We start from the raw sequence: 20,013 nt of genomic DNA, 5'->3' as shown, positions 1-20,013 counted from the left end.
TCTCCGGCCGTGCGCGAGCCCGGGCCGTCCGGGGGAGGGGCGTCGCGTGCTCGACGACCTCCACCGCTGCGGACGTCAGCGCGTGGAACGTGTGGCCGGTCCCGCAGGGCTGCCACGTACATCAGTGCGACTCGGGGGCGGCTCGGCTTTCGCCGCGCCGCAGTTCCGGGGAATCGCCGACCCGTCGCTCAGTGCTAATTGGGTGGCACCCAGTGCGAGCGGGAAAACAGGACCGCCGTCCGGTTTTCCGTCCGGTGCATGCAGTGGAGAAACTGATCACGCGGCCGTCTTCATAAGGTCATCAACAGACGCGTGCGATAACCACACATGCACCCGCACCAGGTACGGGTGCCGGCGTGGCCGTACGCCCGCCCCCGGCCGCCAGGACGCTCCGCCGCCCCGCGCGCAAGCCCGGCTTTAGGGGGTCCACCGAACCTCTGTGGCGCGCCAGCCGGCCCACTGGCACACCCGCGTCGAAAGGTGATCTTGAATGAGCATCGTCGAGGACAGGCCCGTCCGCCCCGCGGATCGCCCGCCGACGCCCCAGCCCGTTCCGAACACCACCCTGCGCGAACGCACGGCTGAACTGAACGCCCTCCAGGAGCAGGTGCTCCGCGGCCCGAGCGACCGCGCCACCGACGCCCAGCACGCCAAAGGCAAGCTGACGGCCCGTGAGCGCGTCGCCCTCCTCTTCGACGAGGGCACGTTCGTCGAGATCGAGGGCCTGCGCCGTCACCGGGCCACCGGCTTCGGCCTGGAGGACAAGAAGCCGCACAGCGACGGCGTCGTCATCGGCTGGGGCACCGTTCACGGCCGCACCGTCTTCACGTACGCCCATGACTTCCGGATCTTCGGCGGCGCCCTCGGCGAGGCCCACGCGGAGAAGATCCACAAGGTCATGGACCTCGCCGAGGCCGCCGGCGCCCCCGTCGTCGGCCTGTGCGACGGCGCCGGCGCCCGTATCCAGGAAGGCGTCTCGGCGCTGGCCGGCTACGGCGGCATCTTCCAGCGCAATGTCCGCAACTCCGGCGTCATTCCCCAGATCTCGGTGATGCTCGGGCCCTGCGCGGGCGGCGCGGCGTACTCCCCGGCGCTCACGGACTTCGTCTTCATGGTCCGCGGCACCTCGCAGATGTTCATCACCGGCCCCGACGTCGTCCGTTCGGTGACCGGTGAGGAGATCTCCCAGAACGGCCTCGGCGGCGCCGATGTGCACGCGGCGGTCTCAGGAGTGGCCGCCTTCGCCTACGACACCGAGGAGAGCTGCCTGGAGGACGTCCGCCACCTCCTGTCGATGCTCCCCTCGAACAATCGCGAGCTTCCGCCCGTCGCCCCGGCCGACGACCCCGCCGACCGCCGGTGCGAACGCCTGCTGGACCTCGTTCCCTCCCAGCCCAACCAGTCCTACGACATGCGCCGGGTGATCGAGGAGATCGTCGATCACGGTGACTTCTTCGAGGTCCACGGGCAGTGGGCGCAGAATGTCGTCTGCGGTCTCGCCCGGTTCGACGGCCGGGTCACCGGCATCATCGCGAACCAGCCCGCCGTCCTCGCCGGTGTGCTCGACATCGAGTCCAGCGAGAAGGCCGCCCGCTTCGTCCAGTTCTGCGACGCCTTCAGCATCCCGCTGGTGACGCTGGTCGACGTGCCCGGCTTCCTTCCGGGCGTGGACCAGGAACACGGCGGAGTGATCCGGCACGGAGCCAAGCTGCTCTACGCGTACTGCAACGCCACCGTCCCACGGATCTCGCTCGTCCTGCGCAAGGCGTACGGCGGCGCCTACATCGTCATGGACTCCCGCTCCATCGGCGCCGACGTCGCCCTGGCCTGGCCCAGCAACGAGATCGCGGTCATGGGTGCCGAGGGCGCGGCCAACGTCATCTTCCGCCGCGAGATCGCCGCCGCCGACGACCCGGCGGAGATGCGCGCACAGAAGATCAAGGAGTACACGACCGAGCTCATGCACCCCTACTACGCTGCCGAGCGCGGCCTCGTCGACGATGTGATCGACCCCGCCGACACCCGCAGCCGGCTGATCGGCGCTCTCGCCATGCTGCGGACGAAGCACGTGCCGCTCCCGGGCCGCAAGCACGGAAACCTCCCGCTGTGACGGCGGGGGAGCCCCGCACCGGGGCGGAACTCTCACTGGCCTCGCTGCGCATCACCGGAGGCAACCCGAGCGCCGAGGACGTCGCCGCGCTTGCCGCGGTGCTCGCCGCCCGCTTCGCACCCGACGCCGAGCCCGGTGCCGCCGCGGACGGCGTGCGGGGCGACGAGCCGCGCGCTCCCGGGCGGGGCCGCAGCCGCTGGGAGCAGCCCGCGGGCTACTACCGCGCACCCGGAGCGTGGGTCTCGTGACGACCGGCGGAATCCGCAAGGTGCTCATCGCCAACCGTGGCGAAATTGCTGTCCGTGTTGCTCGGGCCTGCCGGGACGCGGGGATCGGGAGCGTGGCCGTTTACGCCGACCCGGACCGTGACGCTCTGCACGTCCGTGCGGCCGACGAGGCATTCGCTCTGGGCGGTGACACCCCGGCGGCCAGTTATCTGGACATCGCCAAGGTGCTCCAGGCTGCCAAGGACTCGGGGGCGGACGCGATCCACCCGGGGTACGGCTTCCTCTCGGAGAACGCCGAGTTCGCCCAGGCGGTGCTGGACGCGGGTCTGACGTGGATCGGGCCGCCGCCGCACGCGATCCGGGACCTGGGTGACAAGGTCGCCGCCCGCCATATCGCGCAGCGCGCCGGTGCCCCGCTCGTCGCGGGCACCCCGGACCCGGTGGCCGGTTCCGCCGAGGTCGTCGCGTTCGCTCAGGAGCACGGGCTGCCGATCGCGATCAAGGCCGCCTTCGGTGGCGGCGGGCGCGGGCTGAAGGTCGCCCGGACGCTGGAGGAGATCCCGGAGCTGTACGACTCCGCGGTGCGTGAGGCGGTCGCGGCGTTCGGGCGCGGGGAGTGCTTTGTCGAGCGCTACCTCGACAAGCCGCGGCATGTGGAGACGCAGTGCCTGGCCGACACGCACGGCAACGTGGTCGTCGTCTCCACCCGTGACTGCTCGCTGCAGCGCCGTCATCAGAAGCTGGTCGAGGAGGCCCCGGCCCCCTTCCTGTCCGATGCGCAGAACGCGGAGCTGTACGCGGCCTCCAAGGCGATCCTGAAGGAGGCCGGCTACGTCGGCGCCGGCACGGTGGAGTTCCTGGTCGGTATGGACGGCACGATCTCCTTCCTGGAGGTCAACACCCGCCTCCAGGTGGAGCACCCGGTGACCGAGGAGGTCTCCGGTATCGACCTGGTGCGTGAGATGTTCCGGATCGCCGACGGCGAGGCCCTGGGTTACGACGACCCCGCCTCGCGCGGTCACTCCTTCGAGTTCCGGATCAACGGCGAGGACCCGGGCCGCGGCTTCCTGCCCGCCCCCGGCACCGTCACCAAGTTCGAGGCCCCGAGCGGCCCCGGCGTGCGCCTGGACGCGGGCGTGGAGTCCGGGTCGGTCATCGGGCCGGCGTGGGACTCGTTGCTGGCGAAGCTGATCGTGACGGGTGCGACGCGTGAGCAGGCGCTGCAGCGCGCGGCCCGCGCCCTGGCGGAGTTCCACGTCGAGGGCATGGCCACCGCCATCCCGTTCCACCGTGCGGTCGTGGTGGACCCGGCGTTCACCGCCGACCCGTTCCGGGTCCACACCCGGTGGATCGAGACGGAGTTCGTCAACGAGATCAAGCCGTTCGCCGCCCCCGCCGAGGCGGACGCGGACGACGAGGCCGGTCGCGAGACGGTCGTCGTGGAGGTCGGTGGCAAGCGCCTGGAGGTCTCGCTGCCCTCCTCGCTCGGGATGAGCCTGGCCCGTACCGGGCTCGCGGCGGGCGCCAAGCCCAAGCGCCGCGCGGCCAAGAAGTCCGGCTCGGCCGTCTCCGGCGACACCCTCGCCTCCCCCATGCAGGGCACCATCGTCAAGATCGCCGTCGAAGAAGGCCAGGAAGTCAAGGAAGGCGACCTCATCGTCGTCCTCGAAGCCATGAAGATGGAGCAGCCGCTCAACGCGCACCGCTCCGGCACGATCGCCGGCCTCACGGCCACAGTCGGCGCCTCTGTCACCTCAGGCGCCACCATCTGCGAGATCAAGGAGTCGTGAGAACCCCTCATGTCCGTTGTCAACGACATCGCGCCCGTGGAGCTGCGGCTCGCGCCGAAAGAGGTCAGGTCAGTCGACCGCGTGGTCATCCGTTTCGCGGGTGACTCGGGTGATGGCATGCAGCTCACGGGTGACCGGTTCACCTCGGAGACGGCGTCCTTCGGGAACGATCTGTCCACGCTGCCGAACTTTCCGGCCGAGATCCGTGCCCCCGCAGGGACTCTGCCGGGGGTTTCGTCGTTCCAGTTGCATTTCGCCGATCACGACATCCTGACGCCCGGGGACGCGCCGAACGTGCTGGTCGCGATGAACCCGGCCGCGTTGAAGGCGAACATCGCCGATGTGCCGCGCGGGGCCGAAATCATCGTGAACACCGACGAGTTCACGAAGCGGCCGATGGCGAAGGTCGGCTACGAGAGCAACCCGCTGGAGGACGGCTCACTTCAGGCGTACAACGTTCATCCGGTGCCGTTGACGACGCTGACGATCGAGGCGCTGAAGGAGTTCGGGCTCTCCCGCAAGGAGGCCGAACGGTCGAAGAACATGTTCGCGCTCGGGCTGCTGTCCTGGATGTACCACCGGCCGACCGAGGGCACCGAGACGTTCCTGCGGGCGAAGTTCGCGAAGAAACCGCAGATCGCCGAAGCGAACGTGGCCGCCTACCGGGCCGGATGGAACTTCGGCGAGACGACGGAGGACTTCGCCGTCAGCTACGAAGTCGCCCCCGCCTCACAAGCCTTCCCCACCGGCACCTACCGCAACATCTCCGGGAACCTCGCCCTGTCCTACGGGCTGATCGCCGCGGGCCGGCAGGCGGACCTGCCGCTCTATCTCGGCTCGTACCCGATCACGCCGGCCTCCGACATCCTGCACGAACTGAGCAAGCACAAGAACTTCGGTGTGCGCACGTTCCAGGCCGAGGACGAGATCGCCGGCATCGGCGCCGCCCTGGGTGCCGCGTTCGGTGGTTCATTGGCGGTGACGACGACGTCGGGGCCGGGGGTGGCGCTGAAGTCGGAGACCATCGGGCTCGCGGTGTCGTTGGAACTGCCGTTGCTGATCGTGGACATCCAGCGCGGCGGGCCCTCGACCGGGCTGCCGACCAAGACCGAGCAGGCCGACCTGCTTCAGGCGATGTACGGGCGCAATGGTGAGGCACCGGTCCCGATCGTGGCCCCGCGCACCCCGGCCGACTGCTTCGACGCCGCCCTGGACGCGGCCCGCATCGCCCTGACCTACCGCACCCCGGTCTTCCTGCTCTCCGACGGCTACCTCGCCAACGGCTCCGAACCCTGGCGCATCCCCGAACTCGACCAACTCCCCGACCTGCGTGTCCAGTTCGCGGGCGGCCCCAACCACGAACTCGCCGACGGCACCGAAGTCTTCTGGCCGTACAAACGCGACCCGCAGACCCTGGCGCGACCGTGGGCGGTTCCGGGGACGCCGGGCCTGGAGCATCGGATCGGGGGGATCGAGAAGCAGGACGGCACCGGCAACATCTCCTACGACCCCGCCAACCACGACTTCATGGTCCGCACCCGCCAAGCCAAAATCGACGGCATCCAAGTACCCGACCTGGAAGTCGACGACCCCGCCGAGGCACGCACCCTCGTGCTCGGCTGGGGCTCCACCTACGGCCCGATCACCGCCGCCGTACGCCGCCTGCGCGCTTCGGGGCGTTCCATCGCGCAGGCGCATGTGCGTCACCTCAACCCGTTCCCCAGGAATCTGGGTGAGGTGCTGGCGCGTTACGACAAGGTGGTCGTCCCCGAGATGAACCTCGGGCAGCTGGCCACGCTCATCCGCGCCAAATACCTGGTCGACGCCCACAGTTACAACCAGGTCAACGGCATGCCGTTCAAGGCCGAGCAGCTCGCCACCGCTCTCGAGGAGGCCATCGATGCCTGAGGTCAACGAACTGCTCCAGCTCGTCCCCAAGGCCGAAGCCAAGCAGACCATGAAGGACTTCAAGTCCGACCAGGAAGTGCGCTGGTGCCCCGGCTGCGGCGACTACGCCGTCCTCGCCGCCGTCCAAGGCTTCATGCCCGACCTCGGCCTCGCCAAAGAAAACATCGTCTTCATCTCCGGCATCGGCTGCTCCTCCCGCTTCCCGTACTACATGAACACCTACGGGATGCACTCCATCCACGGCCGCGCCCCCTCCATCGCAACCGGCCTGGCCACCTCCCGACGCGACCTGTCCGTCTGGGTCGTCACCGGTGACGGCGACGCACTGTCCATCGGCGGCAACCACCTCATCCACGCCCTGCGCCGCAACGTCAACCTCAAGATCCTCCTCTTCAACAACCGGATCTACGGACTCACCAAGGGCCAGTACTCGCCCACCTCCGAACAGGGCAAGATCACCAAATCCACACCCATGGGCTCCCTCGACGCCCCGTTCAACCCCGTCTCGCTGGCGATCGGCGCGGAGGCATCCTTCGTCGCCCGGACTGTCGACTCCGACCGCAAGCACCTCACGAGCGTGCTCCGGGCCGCCGCCGACCACCCCGGCACCGCCCTGGTCGAGATCTACCAGAACTGCAACATCTTCAACGACGGCGCCTTCGAAGTCTTCAAGGACAAAGACCAGGCCCAGGAAGCCGTCATCCGCCTCGAACACGGCCAGCCGATCGTCTTCGGCACGGACGGCTCCAAGGGCGTCATCCGCGACACCCTCACCGGCGACCTCCAAGTCGTCCCGGTCACCGAGGACAACAAGGCACAGATCCTCGTCCACGACGCCCACGCCCCCAGCCCCACGACGGCGTTCGCACTGTCCCGGCTGGCGGACGCGGACACCCTGCACCACACGCCGATCGGCGTCCTGCGCAGCGTGGAACGCCCGGTCTACGACACCACCATGGCCGACCAACTCGACACCGCCGTCGAACGCCACGGCAAGGGCGACCTCGCCGCACTCCTCGCCGGCAACGACAACTGGACCGTCGTCGGCTGAGAGCTCTGCCCTTTTGATCCGATCCATCAAGGCTGATATAAGGTCGTCCGTGTGAATGGAGTACAGCTTTTCCTGCTGGGGCGCACCCTCATGAAGATCGGTGAGGAGGCCATTCCCACCGAAAGCCTCGGCAAGCGGCAGATGAGCACACGGTCGGTTCTGATCGTGATGCTCGACATCTACGCGCACCCGGACACGACGGTCGGCGAGATCGCCACCCGTTCCGGTCTGCCGCAGAGTGCGGTGTCCGCCTGTGTGGCCCGGTTGCGGGAGACGGGATCGGTGGTGACCGAGACCGACGCCCGCGACCGCCGCCGGACCCTGGTCCGTCAGAACCCCGAGGTGACCGACCGCCGCGCGGAGGTTGCCGCGACACGTGTGGACGACGCTCTGGCCACGGCGCTGGGGACCGAGGACCCCGTGGAGGTCACCGAGGTGATCGCCCTGCTGGAGGCTCTGGCCCGGCGGCTGTCGCCGGAGGTGCTGGCCCGGCTGGCGCCCGATACGGACTGACCTGCGGCAGACGGAAGCCGCCCGGGTGCTCGGTGCCCGGGCGGCTTCGGTGTTCTCGGCGGAAGTCTTCTACTCGGCGACGTAGGTGTATCCGCTCCATGAGTAGACCAGGAGTTCCAGTTCCTTCTCCGTGACCATGCCGCTCGTGGGCTCGAAGTGCTCGTACCGGTTGCCCTTGAGCAGCTTCACCTTGGAGGTCGTGTCCTCGACGTAACGGATCCGGTCCTCGAGCTTGAGTTCGAGTGTCGCGGGTCCGCCGCTGAGGATCACGTTAGGGGGCTGTGTTGTCATGGCGTCGTCTCCTTGGGTCATGGATCCGGAGGCAGTGAACGGCACTGTGCGGACAGGATCAGCCGTCCGGCTAAAGCCGTTCTAAACGCCTGTCGCCGCAGCCGCCTTTCCCGGCCCCGCTCCGGTGGGCGCACCCGCCGTCTCCTCGGTCCGGCCGCGGAGCAGCAAGCAGGCCAGCGCCCCGACGAGTACCACGGCGATCGGCAGTACCGCCGTTACGTGCAGGGTCGCGATGAAGGCGTCCGCGTACGCCTTTCCGCCGGCCAGTTCCGCGGCGAGCCGGCTCTGGAGCAGGGCGCCCACCGCGGCCGCGCCGATGACCGAACCGGTCTGGCGGATCGTGTTGTTGACCCCGGAGGCCGCTCCCGCCAGCCGCGGGTCCACGTTGCGCATCGCCTCCGCGGACATGGGCGCGATCACGCAGCCGATGCCGAGCCCGGTGATGAGGGTGGCCGGGATGAAGGCGTACCAGGGGGAGGCCGGGCCCGCGATCAGCGCGATCGCCGCCATCCCCACCGCGTAGAGGGTGAGACCCGCCATCAGCAGGTACTTGCCGCCGATCCGGTCCGAGAGCCGGCCTGCGAAGGGCCCCACCGTCATCGACACCAGCGAGGACGGGGCGAGTACCAGGCCCGCCTTGATCGCGCTCAGACCGAGGACGGACTGCAGGTAGAGGTTGAAGGGAAGGACCAGCCCGATCATCGCCATCGAGACCAGGGCGACCATCACCGTCAGCACGGAGAAGTTGCGGTCCTTGAACAGCGCGAACGGTACGAGCGGTTCCCGGTCCTGACGGCCGCGCTGGTGCAGAAGGAACCCGGCAGTCAGCGCGGCGCCCGCGGCGAGCAGCCCCCAGATCTTCGGGCCCCAGTGGTAGTGCTCACCCTCCTGGAGCGCGAAGGTCAGGCAGAACAGCGCGCCGGTGGCCAGGAGAACGCCGGGGATGTCGAAGGTCCGGGTCCGGCCCGTCCGCAGGTCGGGCACCACCAGAAAGGCCAGGGCCAGCGCGGCGATCCCGATCGGCACGTTCACCAGGAAGATCCACCGCCACCCCAGGGTGGAGACCAGCACCCCGCCCACGGTCGGGCCCGACAGCGTGGCCAGCCCCGCCACCATGCCCCAGATGCCCATCGCGGTGCCGCGCCGCTGCGCGGGGAAGACCGACATGATCAGCGTCATCGTCTGCGGGGTGAGCAGCGCGGCGCCGAGACCCTGCACCCCGCGGGCGACGATCAGCATCACCGGGCCGGTGGCCAGGCCGCAGGCGATGCTGGCGGCGGTGAACACCACGACACCCGCGATGAAGAGGTTGCGGGGGCCCCAGACGTCACCGAGTCGCCCCGCGGTGATCAGCAGCACCGCCAGCACGAGGGCGTAGCCGCTGATCACCCACAGGGTCTGGTCGAGGGTCGCTCCCAGCCCGTCGATCATGTCGGGGATCGCGATGTTCACGATCGTCAGGTCCAGCAAGGTCATGAAGAAACCCAGCGACATGGTCGCCAGTACCGCCCAGGGGTTTCCGGCCCACTTCCGCATGTGTCCGCTCCTCTCGCGCCGTCTGCTGCCCTCAGCATAATGCATCTTCTTTGATACATCAAAAAAGATGCGTTCTTGGGTCGGCCCGCGTGGTGGAGCTGCCGGTCGGGGTCACTCGGACGGGCGAGCGCGTACGCCGCGGAGACCATCGCCACGACCATGTCTTCCTGTACACCTCTGGTGCTCCGGGGGAGTATGAGGCACATGATGCACATGAACACCTACGCCGGATTTGGTACGACCGGTGTATCCCCTGCCGATGTCGAGGACCTGACGGCCATCGAAGCGCGCCGCACGCGGGAGGTGCGGAGGTGACCGTGGGAGTGGACCTGGAGATGTCGGCCCTGCTCCGGTACTTGCAGGCGCAGCGGAAGCATGTGCTCGGCGCGCTGGAGGGGTTGGACGATCGAGCATTGCGGCGGGCGGTGCTGCCCTCCGGGTGGAGCTGCCTGGGAATGGTGCAGCACCTCACCGTGGCCGTGGAGCGCCTGTGGTTTCGTGCCGTTGTGGCTGGTGATTCGGAGGCCATCGGCCTTGTCGGTAGCCAGGAATGCGCATGGCAGGTGGCTCCGGGCGTGCCGACCGCGGAGATCCTCGCACGCTACCGCCAAGAAGCGGCACTGGCGGATACGATCATCGCCGCCTCATCGATAGACGCGGGCCTGCTCTGGTGGCCCTTCCCCGAGGACGATTGGCGCCTGCACAATGTGCGCGAGGTCGTCCTTCATGTGATCACCGAAACTGCCTGTCACGCCGGCCACCTCGACGCGGCGCGTGAACTCATTGATGGCCGGCAGTGGCTGGTGAACACGTAGGGAATTTCTCACGTGGCGAGTGTCGCGGGCTTCTCGTAGCAGTCCGGGTCGACAGGGTGACCGCACGTCGAGGCTCCGTTGAGCAAGGCCGACTTGGGGAGGCTGCCTGCGCAACGGAGCTTCAACGCGACACGGACAGGTGAGCCGTCGAGGCATGCCGGAGGGCCCTCGACGTTCAACTGCCCGCATCATCTGGCCCTACGGCTGGGCACACGGCTGAGGGTCGACGACGTGCATTCTGACCTCACCGAAGAACGACTCGCCGTCGGGACCGGGAACCCACGCCTGTTCAGGGGCGGGGAGCATCTCGGTGACGGTCACGGTGACCACCTCGTTCTCCCGAGCGGACTTTCGCGCGGCGCGAAGGGCTGTACTGAGGGAGGACACGAACAGTGGGCTGCTCAGGTCAACGTAGAAGGGTTTGGTTTCAGTGGAGATCTTGACAAAGCAGCGCTCCGGCAGATTGTTGCGCTGACGCCAGCGACGTGCGGCGAGGAATTCCTCCGATTCGCTCCGAATCGGGAGCAAGCCCGTCGCCTCCGCCGTGGTCCGCCAGGTCTCGCGAAACAGCACCAGGCGGTCGACGCTGATCCTGGGAGTGTGCTCGCCTGCCGAGACGAGCTTGAGTGCGTCGATGTTCGCCATTGACAGGAAGGCTGAAAGCACGTGCACCAACGGAAACTCACGGCCTTCCATACTCGCCCATACGCGACCGTCTCGAAGTGACAGGTCGATCGCGGCGATGGAGGTGGTGCGGTCGAGGTCGGCGCCCGGCACGGAGGCGAAGGCCAGGAAGCGGTCATTGACCGAGTGCTCGAACGGGACGGTTCGGCCGGCGTTGCGCGGCCACACTTTGGGGAACAGCGGGATGATGCGGTCCTTGCCCTGATCTGCCGCGAGCCGTTCCACCACACTTGCCGGATCATCCAGGGACCAGCCGAAGAGGTGCCCTTCCATCGTGCCCGCTGCGGCATGCATTTCGCCCAGCACCATCGTGTAGTCACCTTCGTTCACCGCTTGTGGCGACGAGGCACAGATGTGCAGGTCAGGACTGTGCACCCGGCCGCCGTCCCAGCCGGGCGCCGACGCCGGGAACCGCTCCCGGACCCGCTCGGCAAGTGCGTCCGCGGACAAGCGCAACTCGTTCAGGCCGGTGGTCGATTCGTTCAGACCGAGTACCTGCGTCCACCGCTCGATGAAGTCCTGCGTCACCCCGTCGGCGGCTTTCGCGCCGGAACCGAAGAAGAGGCGAATGACGAGCGGCCAGATGTCACCGAGCGTCAGGTGTTCGCCCGACGGGGAATGCTCTGTGTAGAGGCGGCGCAGCTCTTGCTCGTAGACCTCGGACATGGCCGCGGTGAGCCAACGGGTCGCCTGCAGGACGATGCTCATCGGCGCCGCCAAGTCGTCGATGAAGTCGCGTCCGAGTGACAGCTCAAGGTCGCGCGTCGTGTCCTCGTAGCACAGCCCCCGGCCGCCATAGGTCACGCCGCCGCGGCGGCGTGCCGGTCGTCCCGTGATCTCCGTGAACTCGTTGCTCAGGTGGAGCTGCGCGGCCTCCAGCGCGGCAGGGTCACCCGCAGCCCTCGCCACGCCGTCCCGGGCCGCCTTGAGCCGATCGAATCCCGAGCGGGCCCTGTCGCGCAGCCGTGGGTCGCCGATGGCCGCGATACGTTCGTCAAGTATCCCCGCACCAGCTGTGTTGAGAGGCACGTTGGCATCCCAAGTCGCCAGCTTTCGCTCCACCAGCGCGTCGAGGAGTTGATAGACCTCGTCCGTGCTCGCGAACAGAGGGGCATCCCCGGAGGACAGCTGCTGCGCGACAAGGGCGGCCGGACGTTTGCCGTCGCATGCCCGCAGCAGGACGAACTCCGCCTCCGAGATCACGGCGGGCTCCTCGCCCGGCCGGGTCACCTGTTCCCGCTCCAGGAGATGGTGGGGGTGCCTGGCCGGCGGAAGCCACCGGCGCATCTCCTCATCCGTGGTGAGCCACTCGCCGTACGCGACAACCGCCCACGGCTCCAGGAACACCCGGCGCTTGTCAATCAGCCGGGGCCCGGGCACGGCATGGATGTCGGAGCGTTCCGGGTCGAGCGTGATCCACAGGGACGGCCCGAAGAATCCGATGGTCTCCGCCTTGGAGCTGTAGCGCTGCCAGAACTTGCTGAGCTGCACCTCGCGGTATCGCCGCTTGGCATTTCGCCTGATCGGCTCCTGATTCCGCAGGAGAGAGTCCAGTAGACCGGCCACGGCGGGGTTCTGCCAGACGATTGCCTCGCGCAGGGACGGGTCGGCGGCCACCCGGTTCACCTCGACCGATATATCGACCACGGTCTTCTCGAAGACCGTGGCGAAGGCGTCGCGGTCCGCTCTCCCCGCAAGGAAGTCGTCAGCGCGCTCCGCACACTCGTCGGAGGCGAACCTGAGCAGGCCGGAGGCCGAGAAGCCCGTGCTCCGCAACAGTGCGTCGGGCCAGGCGAGCCACTCGGTTGTGCCGAGCCTCACGTGCTGTGTCGACGGCATGGGCCACTTCCTATCCTCGGCGGTGTGGTTGGAGGGCAGCAAACGTGACGGTGCGGGGGTTGTCCTCACGGGTGCGGACCGCCCGATCGCGCATACCGCACCACCTCAGCCGTTCAGAACAACGTGCAGACTTCCACGCGCGCACGGAAACCGAAACACACCTGCGAAGGCTGGGACGGCGACGCGACGAGGTCACTTGAAGCAACCCGTTCGCGCTGATCTCTTCCGATCGTCCGTACAGCCCGTCGGCCATCAAACGCCCTGACAGGCCCACCGACAACCTTGGTATTGCTCAGACCGCCCACCCGCGCGATCAGGTTCGTTCGGGCTTCTGGGCACAGACTCGCGGATCCGTTCCCCTTCCGGACCAGGCGATGTGGCACCCATACCCGAGCCCCAGCACCATCGCCGCCTGGGCCCAATCCGATGCCGAGGCGAAGGAGATCCTGGAGAAGGACGGGCTCTCCAAGGTCATGCTCTGGACCCACGACGTCGTCGGTGCCTACACCGTGCGCCCCCTTGCCTCGTGCCGGATGGGCGACGACCCGCACACGTCGGCCCCTCGACGACCGCAACTCGCTCAGTGCTCTCTTCCAGCCAATCGTGGCCTTTTGGCGTCGTCTCATTTGGCGGGTTGAGTAGTCTGCACGGTGTGGTGATGGCCGAGACCGAGCGCCTGGCCGGACCAACCTCCACTCGGCCTCGGCGCGGCGTCCTGCATCCGGTGGCACCTCACCAATGGAGACGACGCCCAGCCCTGTTCGTCTGCCTGGCGTGGTGCGCGGCAAGGAGCACATCGTGGTATCCCAAGGAGCAGACCAATGAAGTTCATGATGTTCGTGTGTACCGACAGCCAGCCCGAGACGGGCGTATCCGATGACTGCGGTCCTTGGGTCGCCGCCAACGACGCAAACGGCCGGCGTGTGCTGGGCAGTCCCCTGGTGTCCACCAAGGAGGCCCTGACCGTCCGTGTCCGCAACGGCGAGTTGCTCGTGACGGAAGGTCCATTCGCCGCTACCCAGGACGTCATCGTCGGCTTCGACATCCTTGAGTGCGCAGACAGCGACGAGGCCATCGAAGTGGCACGGGCTCACCCGCTGGCGCAGCTGGGGCGCCTGGAGCTGCGGCCGTTCGCCAGCCTTGAGGAACTGATCGCACGAGGGGATTCGTCTCAGTCGTAGAGATGGTTCCCGCGTCCTGATCAACACGGCCCCACGTTGATCAGGACGCGCTTCGGACTCTTCGGCCGCATGGCAGTCCTCACCCCATCAGGTGTTGGCAGGAGAGGTCTCCGGTTCGGCAATCTGAAAGATGTCCACACCGGGCCCTCCTGCCAAAGTCAGCGTCTGCGGCTTTCGTTTCGCGCCGATCGGGTACCCAGCAACGTCCCGGCTTCCGCCGTGCACGGCACTGCCGTAGTGCCGAATCCACGGAGATCGGTGACACAGCCGCCACCCGCTGTCGCGCACGAGGGAAGGGAACGAGGAGAATGGGTCGACTCGCAGGACGGCGCGCCCTGGTGGTAGGCGCGAGCCGAGGGCTCGGCCGAGGTGTGGTCGAGGCGTTCCTCACCGCCGGGGCAGAGGTGGTGGCGCTCTCCCGCGACATGGCCCCCCTGAGCGAACTCGCCGCAGGACAGCCGCGGCTGCACTGCGAGCAAGGCGACGCAGCCGACCCCGTGCTGGCCGGTCAGCTGCTCGACCGTCACCGTCCGGACGTGCTCGCGATCCTTGCGGGTGCCTCGCCGCTGCTGCGCCCGATTGCACAGCAGACCTGGGAAACCTTCTCGACGCCGTGGGACGTTGACGTCCGGATCGCCTTCACATGGGTACGTGAGGCCTTGGTACGGCCGCTTGAGCCAGGCAGCCAGGTGATCGTGACCAGCAGTGGGGCGGCCCTGCGCGGATCTCCTCTGAGCGGAGGTTACGCCGGCGCCAAGTCGACCGTGCGCTTCCTGACCGAATACGCGGCACAGGAGGCGGACCGGGAAGGTCTCGGGATCAACTTCGCGGCAGTGTTGCCGCAGCTGACGCCAGCCACCTCATTCGGCCTCGATGCGGCCGAGGCATACGCCCGCCGGAGTGGAATCGGCGTCGAGGAATTCATCAAGGGGATGGGGGACCCGGTCCTCACCCCGGAGGTGGCAGGGGCCGCGTTCGTGAGCCTGGCCGCCGGCGGGACGGAGCAGACGGGTTCGTATCTGCTGGCCGGTACGGGTCTGCGCCCGCTCGGCTAGTGATCGCCGGACAGCGGGCTCCACGTGGACTTCGCTCGTGCTCCGTGCCGTGCCGTGCCCGGCCGGCCTGCTCGTCCTCTTTGCGTCTTGTCCGCTCCTGCGCGATGAGCATCACCCCACGATCCTCAGCCTTCCGCTCCTACCGATGACCCCGAAGGGCAGGACCTGCCGTGACCGATTTGACCCTGGAGACAACCGCTCGGATAGCCGCTGCCGGCCAGAAGGCCGCTGAGCACATCGGCGTCGCGATGAACATCGCGATCGTCGACGCCGGCGGTCACCTGCTGCACTTCACGAGGATGGACGACGCCTGGCTCGGTTGCATTGACATCGCCCTGAAGAAGGCGAAGACCTCAGTGCTGTTCCGCATGCCCAGCGCGACCCTGGGCGAGATCTCGCAGCCCGGCGGCCCGCTCTACAGCATCGATCACAGCAACGACGGCTTGATCACCTTCGGGGGCGGCCTCCCGCTCTCGGATGCAAACAACCGTACGATCGGCGCGGTTGGTGTGTCCGGCGGCACGGTGGAGCAGGACACTCATGTTGCCGAAGCGATGATCCAGGCCCTGTGACAGCAGCCCTCCTCCATACGTGCGCGGAGCCGACAGATGGTTGTCGGCTCCGCGCACGTATGGAGGAGGGCTGCTGCCTCAGCGAGGGAATCCGGTGGCCCGTTGGTGGGTCGAGCGGGTGAGGACGAAGACCAGAGCGGCCAGGTCTGCCGCCCCGGCGTCATCGTCCGCGTAGCGCGTGGTCTGCAAGGGGCCGACCTGGTCCAATCGGACTCCCTCCAGCTCCAGGACGTAGGCCAGGGTGAGCATGGCGAGGCGGGCGTTGCCATCCGGGAAGGGGTGGAAGAAGGCCACGTCCAGGTAAGCCCTGGCCGCGCGGGAGGCCAGAGGGACTCGCGGGTCGGCGCTGTCGCGCAGACAGTGCTCAAAGTCGCGCTTGGTACGTGACGTCAGGGCGTAGCGTTCCCGGCCACCCTTGGCGAAGGCATCGCCTTGTCGGAACTGCACCCCAGGCATGCCGAGGACCAGCTGCTGCCATCCGGCCAGAAGCGTGCAGGTGAGAGGCAGCCTATGAGAAGCGTCTGTGCGCGACTGAGCCAGCGCCGCGAGCAATCGCCGGCCTCGATCGAGGTCCGCGGAACGGCCCCCTTCCCTGCACCAGATGGTGAGGCCGTCCACGATGGGCTCGACAGAGGTCGGCACCTCACCGGCCGCGGAAGTCCAGTCGATCTGGTTCCTGATCCGGACCCAGGCGGTCAAGGCGTCAGCGTTCACGGTAGGGCCGCACTCCGGTCAGATCTACGGCAAGGTCCTCTCCCACTGTGTCGATGAGGGTCCGCGACGGCGCGGTCCAGCTCTTGAACCGCCCGCCGATCGCGGTGTCGACCGCGTCCTTCGCGTCCTGCGTCCCCATGCCCGTGGAGGAGAGGAACCACGTCAGTACCGTGTGACAGAGTCCGTACCAGCCGCATTCGGCACCCGTGCGGTCCATGACCACGGTCACGAGTCGGGTGGCCGCCCGTTCCAGATGCCAGCTGCGATCCTCGGCATTCGCTCCGTTGGGTGGAGCCAACTGCTCGAACCGCTCCGCCAACTCCTCCAGCCAGTCGCGCCACTCCAGCAGCGACGCGACCACCTTGGCAGCCGTTGCCGCGGGCCCACCTATGGAGTGGGAGGTGCAGCACCAGTGGGTGACGACGCCACCGCCGCCGCCCTCGCCGACCGCCCAATGCCATCCGCAGGTCCATCGGCCGTATCGGGCGGCCAAGAGCACCGTGACCTCGGTGGTGAAGCGATGTTTCTCTTCCCACCCAGCATCGTCAGGAGGCACCATCGAGGCGATCACCGCGGTGATCTCGGATGCCTCTGCTTCGTCCCAGGCGAAGGCGATGTGGTCGGGATCGACGGCAGACCACGGCAGCCGGGCCGGAGCGAGTTCGTGGTTGACAGCCGTGGTGTTCCTCCAGAACCAGGCGCAGTAGGACAACCGGGCGATCATGCCAAAAGCTCGTAGCCTCAGCACGCAAATTTCCGGCGCACCCATCATCTGCTGCGCCCGACAGGGGGCGAGTTCGCGGGCCCGAGGCCGCGTGTCCGGTTCGGCCGGCCGGCGCGCCCGTGTCCGCCTGGAGGCGATTCTCCAGGCGGACACGGGCGCGCGGCACGCTTCGCCGGCCCAGGCGACTCATCGGGGTGTCCGAGACCGATGCGGCCGAGAGGGCGGCGAGGTGCGTCCCGGATCAGCCTGCGGCGAAGACACGGCCCATGATCTCCGGGCTCATCAGAGCCTGCGGCGGGTCGATCATGCCGGCCGCACGCAGAAAGGCCTCGGACAGAGCGGGGTCAGCCGTGGCGGCGGCCTGCAGCTTGGGCATGTACCCGTTGCCCATCCGAACCTCAAGCGTGCGCAGACCCTGGACTCCGGGGAAGCCCAGGTCGGCGCCGGCGGCCATCATCCACGGCGCGTCGATCACCTGGGCCAGGTCCCGCTGGAACGCGGTGGGCTTGGGCGGCGATCCGACCTTCAGATGCTCGGCGAGCAGCGCAGCACCCAGCGCGGCGACGGTCATGCCCTGCGCGTACACCGGATTGAACGTGCACGCCGCGTCGCCCAGGACGACCAGGCCCTCAGGCAGGTCGGGCAGCAGTTCGTAGTGCCGGCGCACGCTGGCCGGGAAGTGGAAGGTGTGGGGCTTGCCCATCGGCACGGCGTCCTTGACCGCCTCGTAGATCTCCGGGACGGGCAGCGTCCTGGCGTACCGGAGGAAACCCTCGAGGTCCGTCGGTGGCTTGTCGCCGAGGATTCCGTTGAGCGAGAGCGAGTATCGGTCCGGCATGCGGGCGAAGATCGCTCCACGCGGCATCGCCGGCGTCGCCACGGGAATCAGCGCGATGTCGTCGCCGATCGGATCGAAGGGCAGCGGCCCCTCGAAGTCGCACGTGGTGTACGTCAGATCCATGTCGACGCGCTCCTGCGGCACCTGCCCGAACCCGAGTTCCTCGAGCCACCGCGGGGTACGGGAGCCGCGGCCCGTGGTGTCGACGACGACGTCGGCCGCCAGGCTTCTCTCGGCGGACCCGGGCGTCTTCTCCTGTATCCGTACGCCGACGACCCGCTCCCGCCCGGTCGTGACCAGTCCGAGGATGTCGGTGCGCTCGACCAAGCTCACGCCGGGAAGCGCGGTGACGCGCTCGCGCAGGTGAGCCTCCAGCCGTGCACGACCGGCGGCAACGCAGACCAGACCGGTCTCCGTCCTGCGTATCATCTGCCCGTTGAAGTACCAGCTCAGGCTGGAACCGAAGTCACCGACCGGCACACCGCACGCCGTCAGCTCGCGCGTGATGCCCGGGAAGAGCTCCTCCATGACCTGCTGCCCACGGGCGAGCAGTGCGTGGATGTGGTGGCCCTGTGGGGTGGCGGAGCGCGGACCGTAGGCGCCGGTGAGGGTGTCCCGGTCGATCACGGTCACCTCGTGGTACGACTCGGAAAGGACGCGCGCGGCGAACAACCCCGCGATCCCCCCGCCCAGCACGACCGCGCGGTCGCCGATGTGTGCTGCCATGAGCTCATATCTCCTTGGGTGTGAACCATACGGACCCGCTGTCATCCTCAGTCCACGCTAAAGCCCGGGCATGCCTTCGTTCTTCTTCCGTAGTGCGAGGCTTCCACTTCGTGATTGCGCTGGTCAGCCAGGAACTTTCGGCGGTCTGCGTCGTCCGCCTAGCGTGACGGACGTCGGCCCCTTTCCGCTGGGCGCGGCAACTCCCTGTCATCGCCGTCATCGTCCTGCCGAAGGTCATGGAGCGCAGATGCAACCCTTCCGTATCAATATCCCCGAGGCCGATCTCGAGGATCTTCAGCGACGACTGGCCGCCACCCGATGGCCGGAGACGTCCCCCGGCATGGACTGGGAGCGGGGTGTGCCGCTCGACTACCTCCGTGATCTGGTGTCCTACTGGCGGACCGAGTTCGACTGGCGCGCCGCAGAGGCCAAGCTCAACGAGTTCCCGCAGTTCCGCGTGGAGATCGCCGGCACGCCGATCCACTTCCTGCACGTCCGCTCGCCCGAGCCGGACGCGACACCGATGATCATGACGCATGGGTGGCCGGGATCCTTCGTGGAATTCACCAATGTGATCGGGCCACTGACGGATCCTCGCGCACATGGTGGAGACCCTTCGCAGGCGTTCCACCTGGTGATCCCCAGCCTTCCTGGCTTCGGCTTCTCCAACCCCGTGGCCGACCGCGGCTGGAGCTTCTTCCGGACGGCAGGCGCCTGGGCCGAGCTGATGGGCCGCCTTGGCTACGACCGGTACGTGATTCAGGGCGCCGACCTGGGCACATGGGTCGGAACGATCCAGGCCGGTCTTGATGCCGAGCACGTCGCCGGGCTGCATCTGAACTTCCTGATCACCCCGCCGAGCCCTGACCCCGCCGACCTCATCGGCCTCAGCGAGATCGAGCTCGGCCGGCTCGGCCTGCTGTCGCTCTTCGCCGATGAGGGATCGGGCTACATGAAGCTCCAGGCCACCCGGCCACAGACGCTGGCGTACAGCCTGACCGATTCCCCCGTAGGCCAACTCGCCTGGATCGTCGAGAAGTTCATGGAGTGGACCGACGCGGAGAAGTCGCCCGATGACGCGGTGGACCGCGATCAGCTGCTGACCAACGCCACGCTCTACTGGCTGACCCGCAGCGGAGCGTCGTCCGCGCACTTCTACTGCGACAACGGCCCGCTTCTGCCCACCGCGCCGAACCTGCCCCCGCCGCCGCCGGTGCTGCCGGTGCCGCTGGGTGTCTCGGTCTTTCCCCGCGATCCCGCACAGCCGATCCGCCGCTTCGCCGAGCGAGTCTTTCCGAACATCGTGCAGTGGTCCGAGCACGATCGCGGCGGTCATTTCGCCGCGATGGAAGAGCCTGACCTGCTCACCGCCGACCTGCGGTCATTCGCCGCGGCAGTGCGCGCCACGACGCCGGCACAGTCACAGTAGAGGAGAGCCG

At 68.0% G+C, this 20,013-nt stretch carries 17 protein-coding genes and 1 pseudogene; 12 read left to right on the top strand and 6 right to left on the bottom strand.

Annotated elements, in window-relative coordinates; genetic code table 11:
- The first annotated feature begins 490 nt into the window (after nt 1-490).
- From AMK18_RS32750 to AMK18_RS32725, 6 genes are all read left to right on the top strand, one after another.
- Nucleotides 491-2,110: an acyl-CoA carboxylase subunit beta gene (locus tag AMK18_RS32750; RefSeq protein ID WP_073865682.1), complete on the top strand. Its 1,620-nt coding sequence runs from the start codon at nt 491-493 to the stop codon at nt 2,108-2,110.
- Nucleotides 2,107-2,358, top strand: coding sequence for an acyl-CoA carboxylase epsilon subunit (locus tag AMK18_RS32745; protein WP_073865681.1), 252 nt, complete (start codon nt 2,107-2,109; stop codon nt 2,356-2,358). Before AMK18_RS32750 ends, AMK18_RS32745 begins: the two co-directional genes overlap by 4 nt.
- 11 nt (nt 2,359-2,369) lie before the next feature.
- Nucleotides 2,370-4,127: an acetyl/propionyl/methylcrotonyl-CoA carboxylase subunit alpha gene (locus tag AMK18_RS32740; RefSeq protein ID WP_073865820.1), complete on the top strand. Its 1,758-nt coding sequence runs from the start codon at nt 2,370-2,372 to the stop codon at nt 4,125-4,127.
- A 9-nt stretch (nt 4,128-4,136) separates the two neighbouring features.
- Nucleotides 4,137-6,035 (top strand): 2-oxoacid:acceptor oxidoreductase subunit alpha, encoded by a 1,899-nt coding sequence (locus AMK18_RS32735; RefSeq protein WP_073865680.1) that lies wholly within the window; start codon nt 4,137-4,139, stop codon nt 6,033-6,035.
- Nucleotides 6,028-7,086, top strand: coding sequence for a 2-oxoacid:ferredoxin oxidoreductase subunit beta (locus AMK18_RS32730; RefSeq protein ID WP_073865679.1), 1,059 nt, complete (start codon nt 6,028-6,030; stop codon nt 7,084-7,086). The genes AMK18_RS32735 and AMK18_RS32730 overlap by 8 nt, the downstream gene beginning before the upstream one ends.
- Before the next feature lie 90 nt (nt 7,087-7,176).
- A complete protein-coding gene (locus tag AMK18_RS32725) occupies nt 7,177-7,599 on the top strand; it encodes a MarR family transcriptional regulator (protein ID WP_073865678.1) in 423 nt (140 codons plus the stop codon).
- A 69-nt stretch (nt 7,600-7,668) separates the two neighbouring features.
- On the opposite strand, the gene AMK18_RS32720 is transcribed toward AMK18_RS32725, so the two are convergent.
- Both AMK18_RS32720 and AMK18_RS32715 read right to left on the bottom strand, forming a co-directional pair.
- The gene (locus tag AMK18_RS32720; RefSeq protein ID WP_026171887.1) at nt 7,669-7,890 is read right to left on the bottom strand and encodes a DUF5988 family protein; all 222 of its coding nucleotides are present in this window, start codon (nt 7,888-7,890) and stop codon (nt 7,669-7,671) included.
- Nucleotides 7,891-7,971: 81 nt separating this feature from the next.
- A complete protein-coding gene (locus AMK18_RS32715) occupies nt 7,972-9,426 on the bottom strand; it encodes a DHA2 family efflux MFS transporter permease subunit (RefSeq protein WP_073865677.1) in 1,455 nt (484 codons plus the stop codon).
- Nucleotides 9,427-9,737: 311 nt separating this feature from the next.
- On the opposite strand from AMK18_RS32715, the gene AMK18_RS32710 reads away from it, so the two are divergent.
- Nucleotides 9,738-10,241 carry a DinB family protein gene (locus AMK18_RS32710; RefSeq protein WP_079199382.1) on the top strand — a complete coding sequence of 168 codons (504 nt, stop codon included), beginning with the start codon at nt 9,738-9,740 and terminating at the stop codon, nt 10,239-10,241.
- A 198-nt stretch (nt 10,242-10,439) separates the two neighbouring features.
- On the opposite strand, the gene AMK18_RS32705 is transcribed toward AMK18_RS32710, so the two are convergent.
- On the bottom strand, nt 10,440-12,764 hold the full coding sequence (locus tag AMK18_RS32705; protein WP_073865676.1) for a lantibiotic dehydratase: 2,325 nt from the start codon (nt 12,762-12,764) through the stop codon (nt 10,440-10,442).
- 413 nt (nt 12,765-13,177) lie between these two features.
- Here AMK18_RS32705 and AMK18_RS35415 point away from each other — a divergent pair.
- From AMK18_RS35415 to AMK18_RS32685, 4 genes and pseudogenes are all read left to right on the top strand, one after another.
- Nucleotides 13,178-13,346: pseudogene (locus AMK18_RS35415) on the top strand (GMC family oxidoreductase); the annotation flags it as partial.
- A gap of 239 nt (nt 13,347-13,585) precedes the next feature.
- A complete protein-coding gene (locus tag AMK18_RS32695) occupies nt 13,586-13,945 on the top strand; it encodes a YciI family protein (protein ID WP_018105854.1) in 360 nt (119 codons plus the stop codon).
- A gap of 308 nt (nt 13,946-14,253) precedes the next feature.
- On the top strand, nt 14,254-15,000 hold the full coding sequence (locus AMK18_RS32690; RefSeq protein WP_073865674.1) for an SDR family NAD(P)-dependent oxidoreductase: 747 nt from the start codon (nt 14,254-14,256) through the stop codon (nt 14,998-15,000).
- A gap of 170 nt (nt 15,001-15,170) precedes the next feature.
- Nucleotides 15,171-15,572, top strand: coding sequence for a GlcG/HbpS family heme-binding protein (locus tag AMK18_RS32685; RefSeq protein WP_018105852.1), 402 nt, complete (start codon nt 15,171-15,173; stop codon nt 15,570-15,572).
- A gap of 78 nt (nt 15,573-15,650) precedes the next feature.
- On the opposite strand, the gene AMK18_RS35410 is transcribed toward AMK18_RS32685, so the two are convergent.
- The 3 genes from AMK18_RS35410 to AMK18_RS32670 form a co-directional block, all read right to left on the bottom strand.
- Nucleotides 15,651-16,271, bottom strand: coding sequence for a Fic family protein (locus AMK18_RS35410; RefSeq protein WP_241836706.1), 621 nt, complete (start codon nt 16,269-16,271; stop codon nt 15,651-15,653).
- A gap of 4 nt (nt 16,272-16,275) precedes the next feature.
- Complete coding sequence (locus AMK18_RS32675; RefSeq protein ID WP_241836705.1) at nt 16,276-17,010, bottom strand: hypothetical protein; 735 nt, start codon at nt 17,008-17,010, stop codon at nt 16,276-16,278.
- 241 nt (nt 17,011-17,251) lie between these two features.
- On the bottom strand, nt 17,252-18,574 hold the full coding sequence (locus AMK18_RS32670) for an FAD-dependent oxidoreductase (RefSeq protein ID WP_073865673.1): 1,323 nt from the start codon (nt 18,572-18,574) through the stop codon (nt 17,252-17,254).
- Between the two features lie 247 nt (nt 18,575-18,821).
- On the opposite strand from AMK18_RS32670, the gene AMK18_RS32665 reads away from it, so the two are divergent.
- Nucleotides 18,822-20,003 (top strand): epoxide hydrolase family protein, encoded by a 1,182-nt coding sequence (locus AMK18_RS32665; protein WP_073865672.1) that lies wholly within the window; start codon nt 18,822-18,824, stop codon nt 20,001-20,003.
- The last annotated feature ends 10 nt before the right edge of the window (nt 20,004-20,013 follow it).

This window comes from Streptomyces sp. CB01249 (assembly GCF_001905735.1).
Lineage (GTDB): Bacteria > Actinomycetota > Actinomycetes > Streptomycetales > Streptomycetaceae > Streptomyces.
The sequence above is the reverse complement of the archived record's forward strand: the minus strand, read 5'-3'. Positions and strand labels throughout refer to the sequence as shown.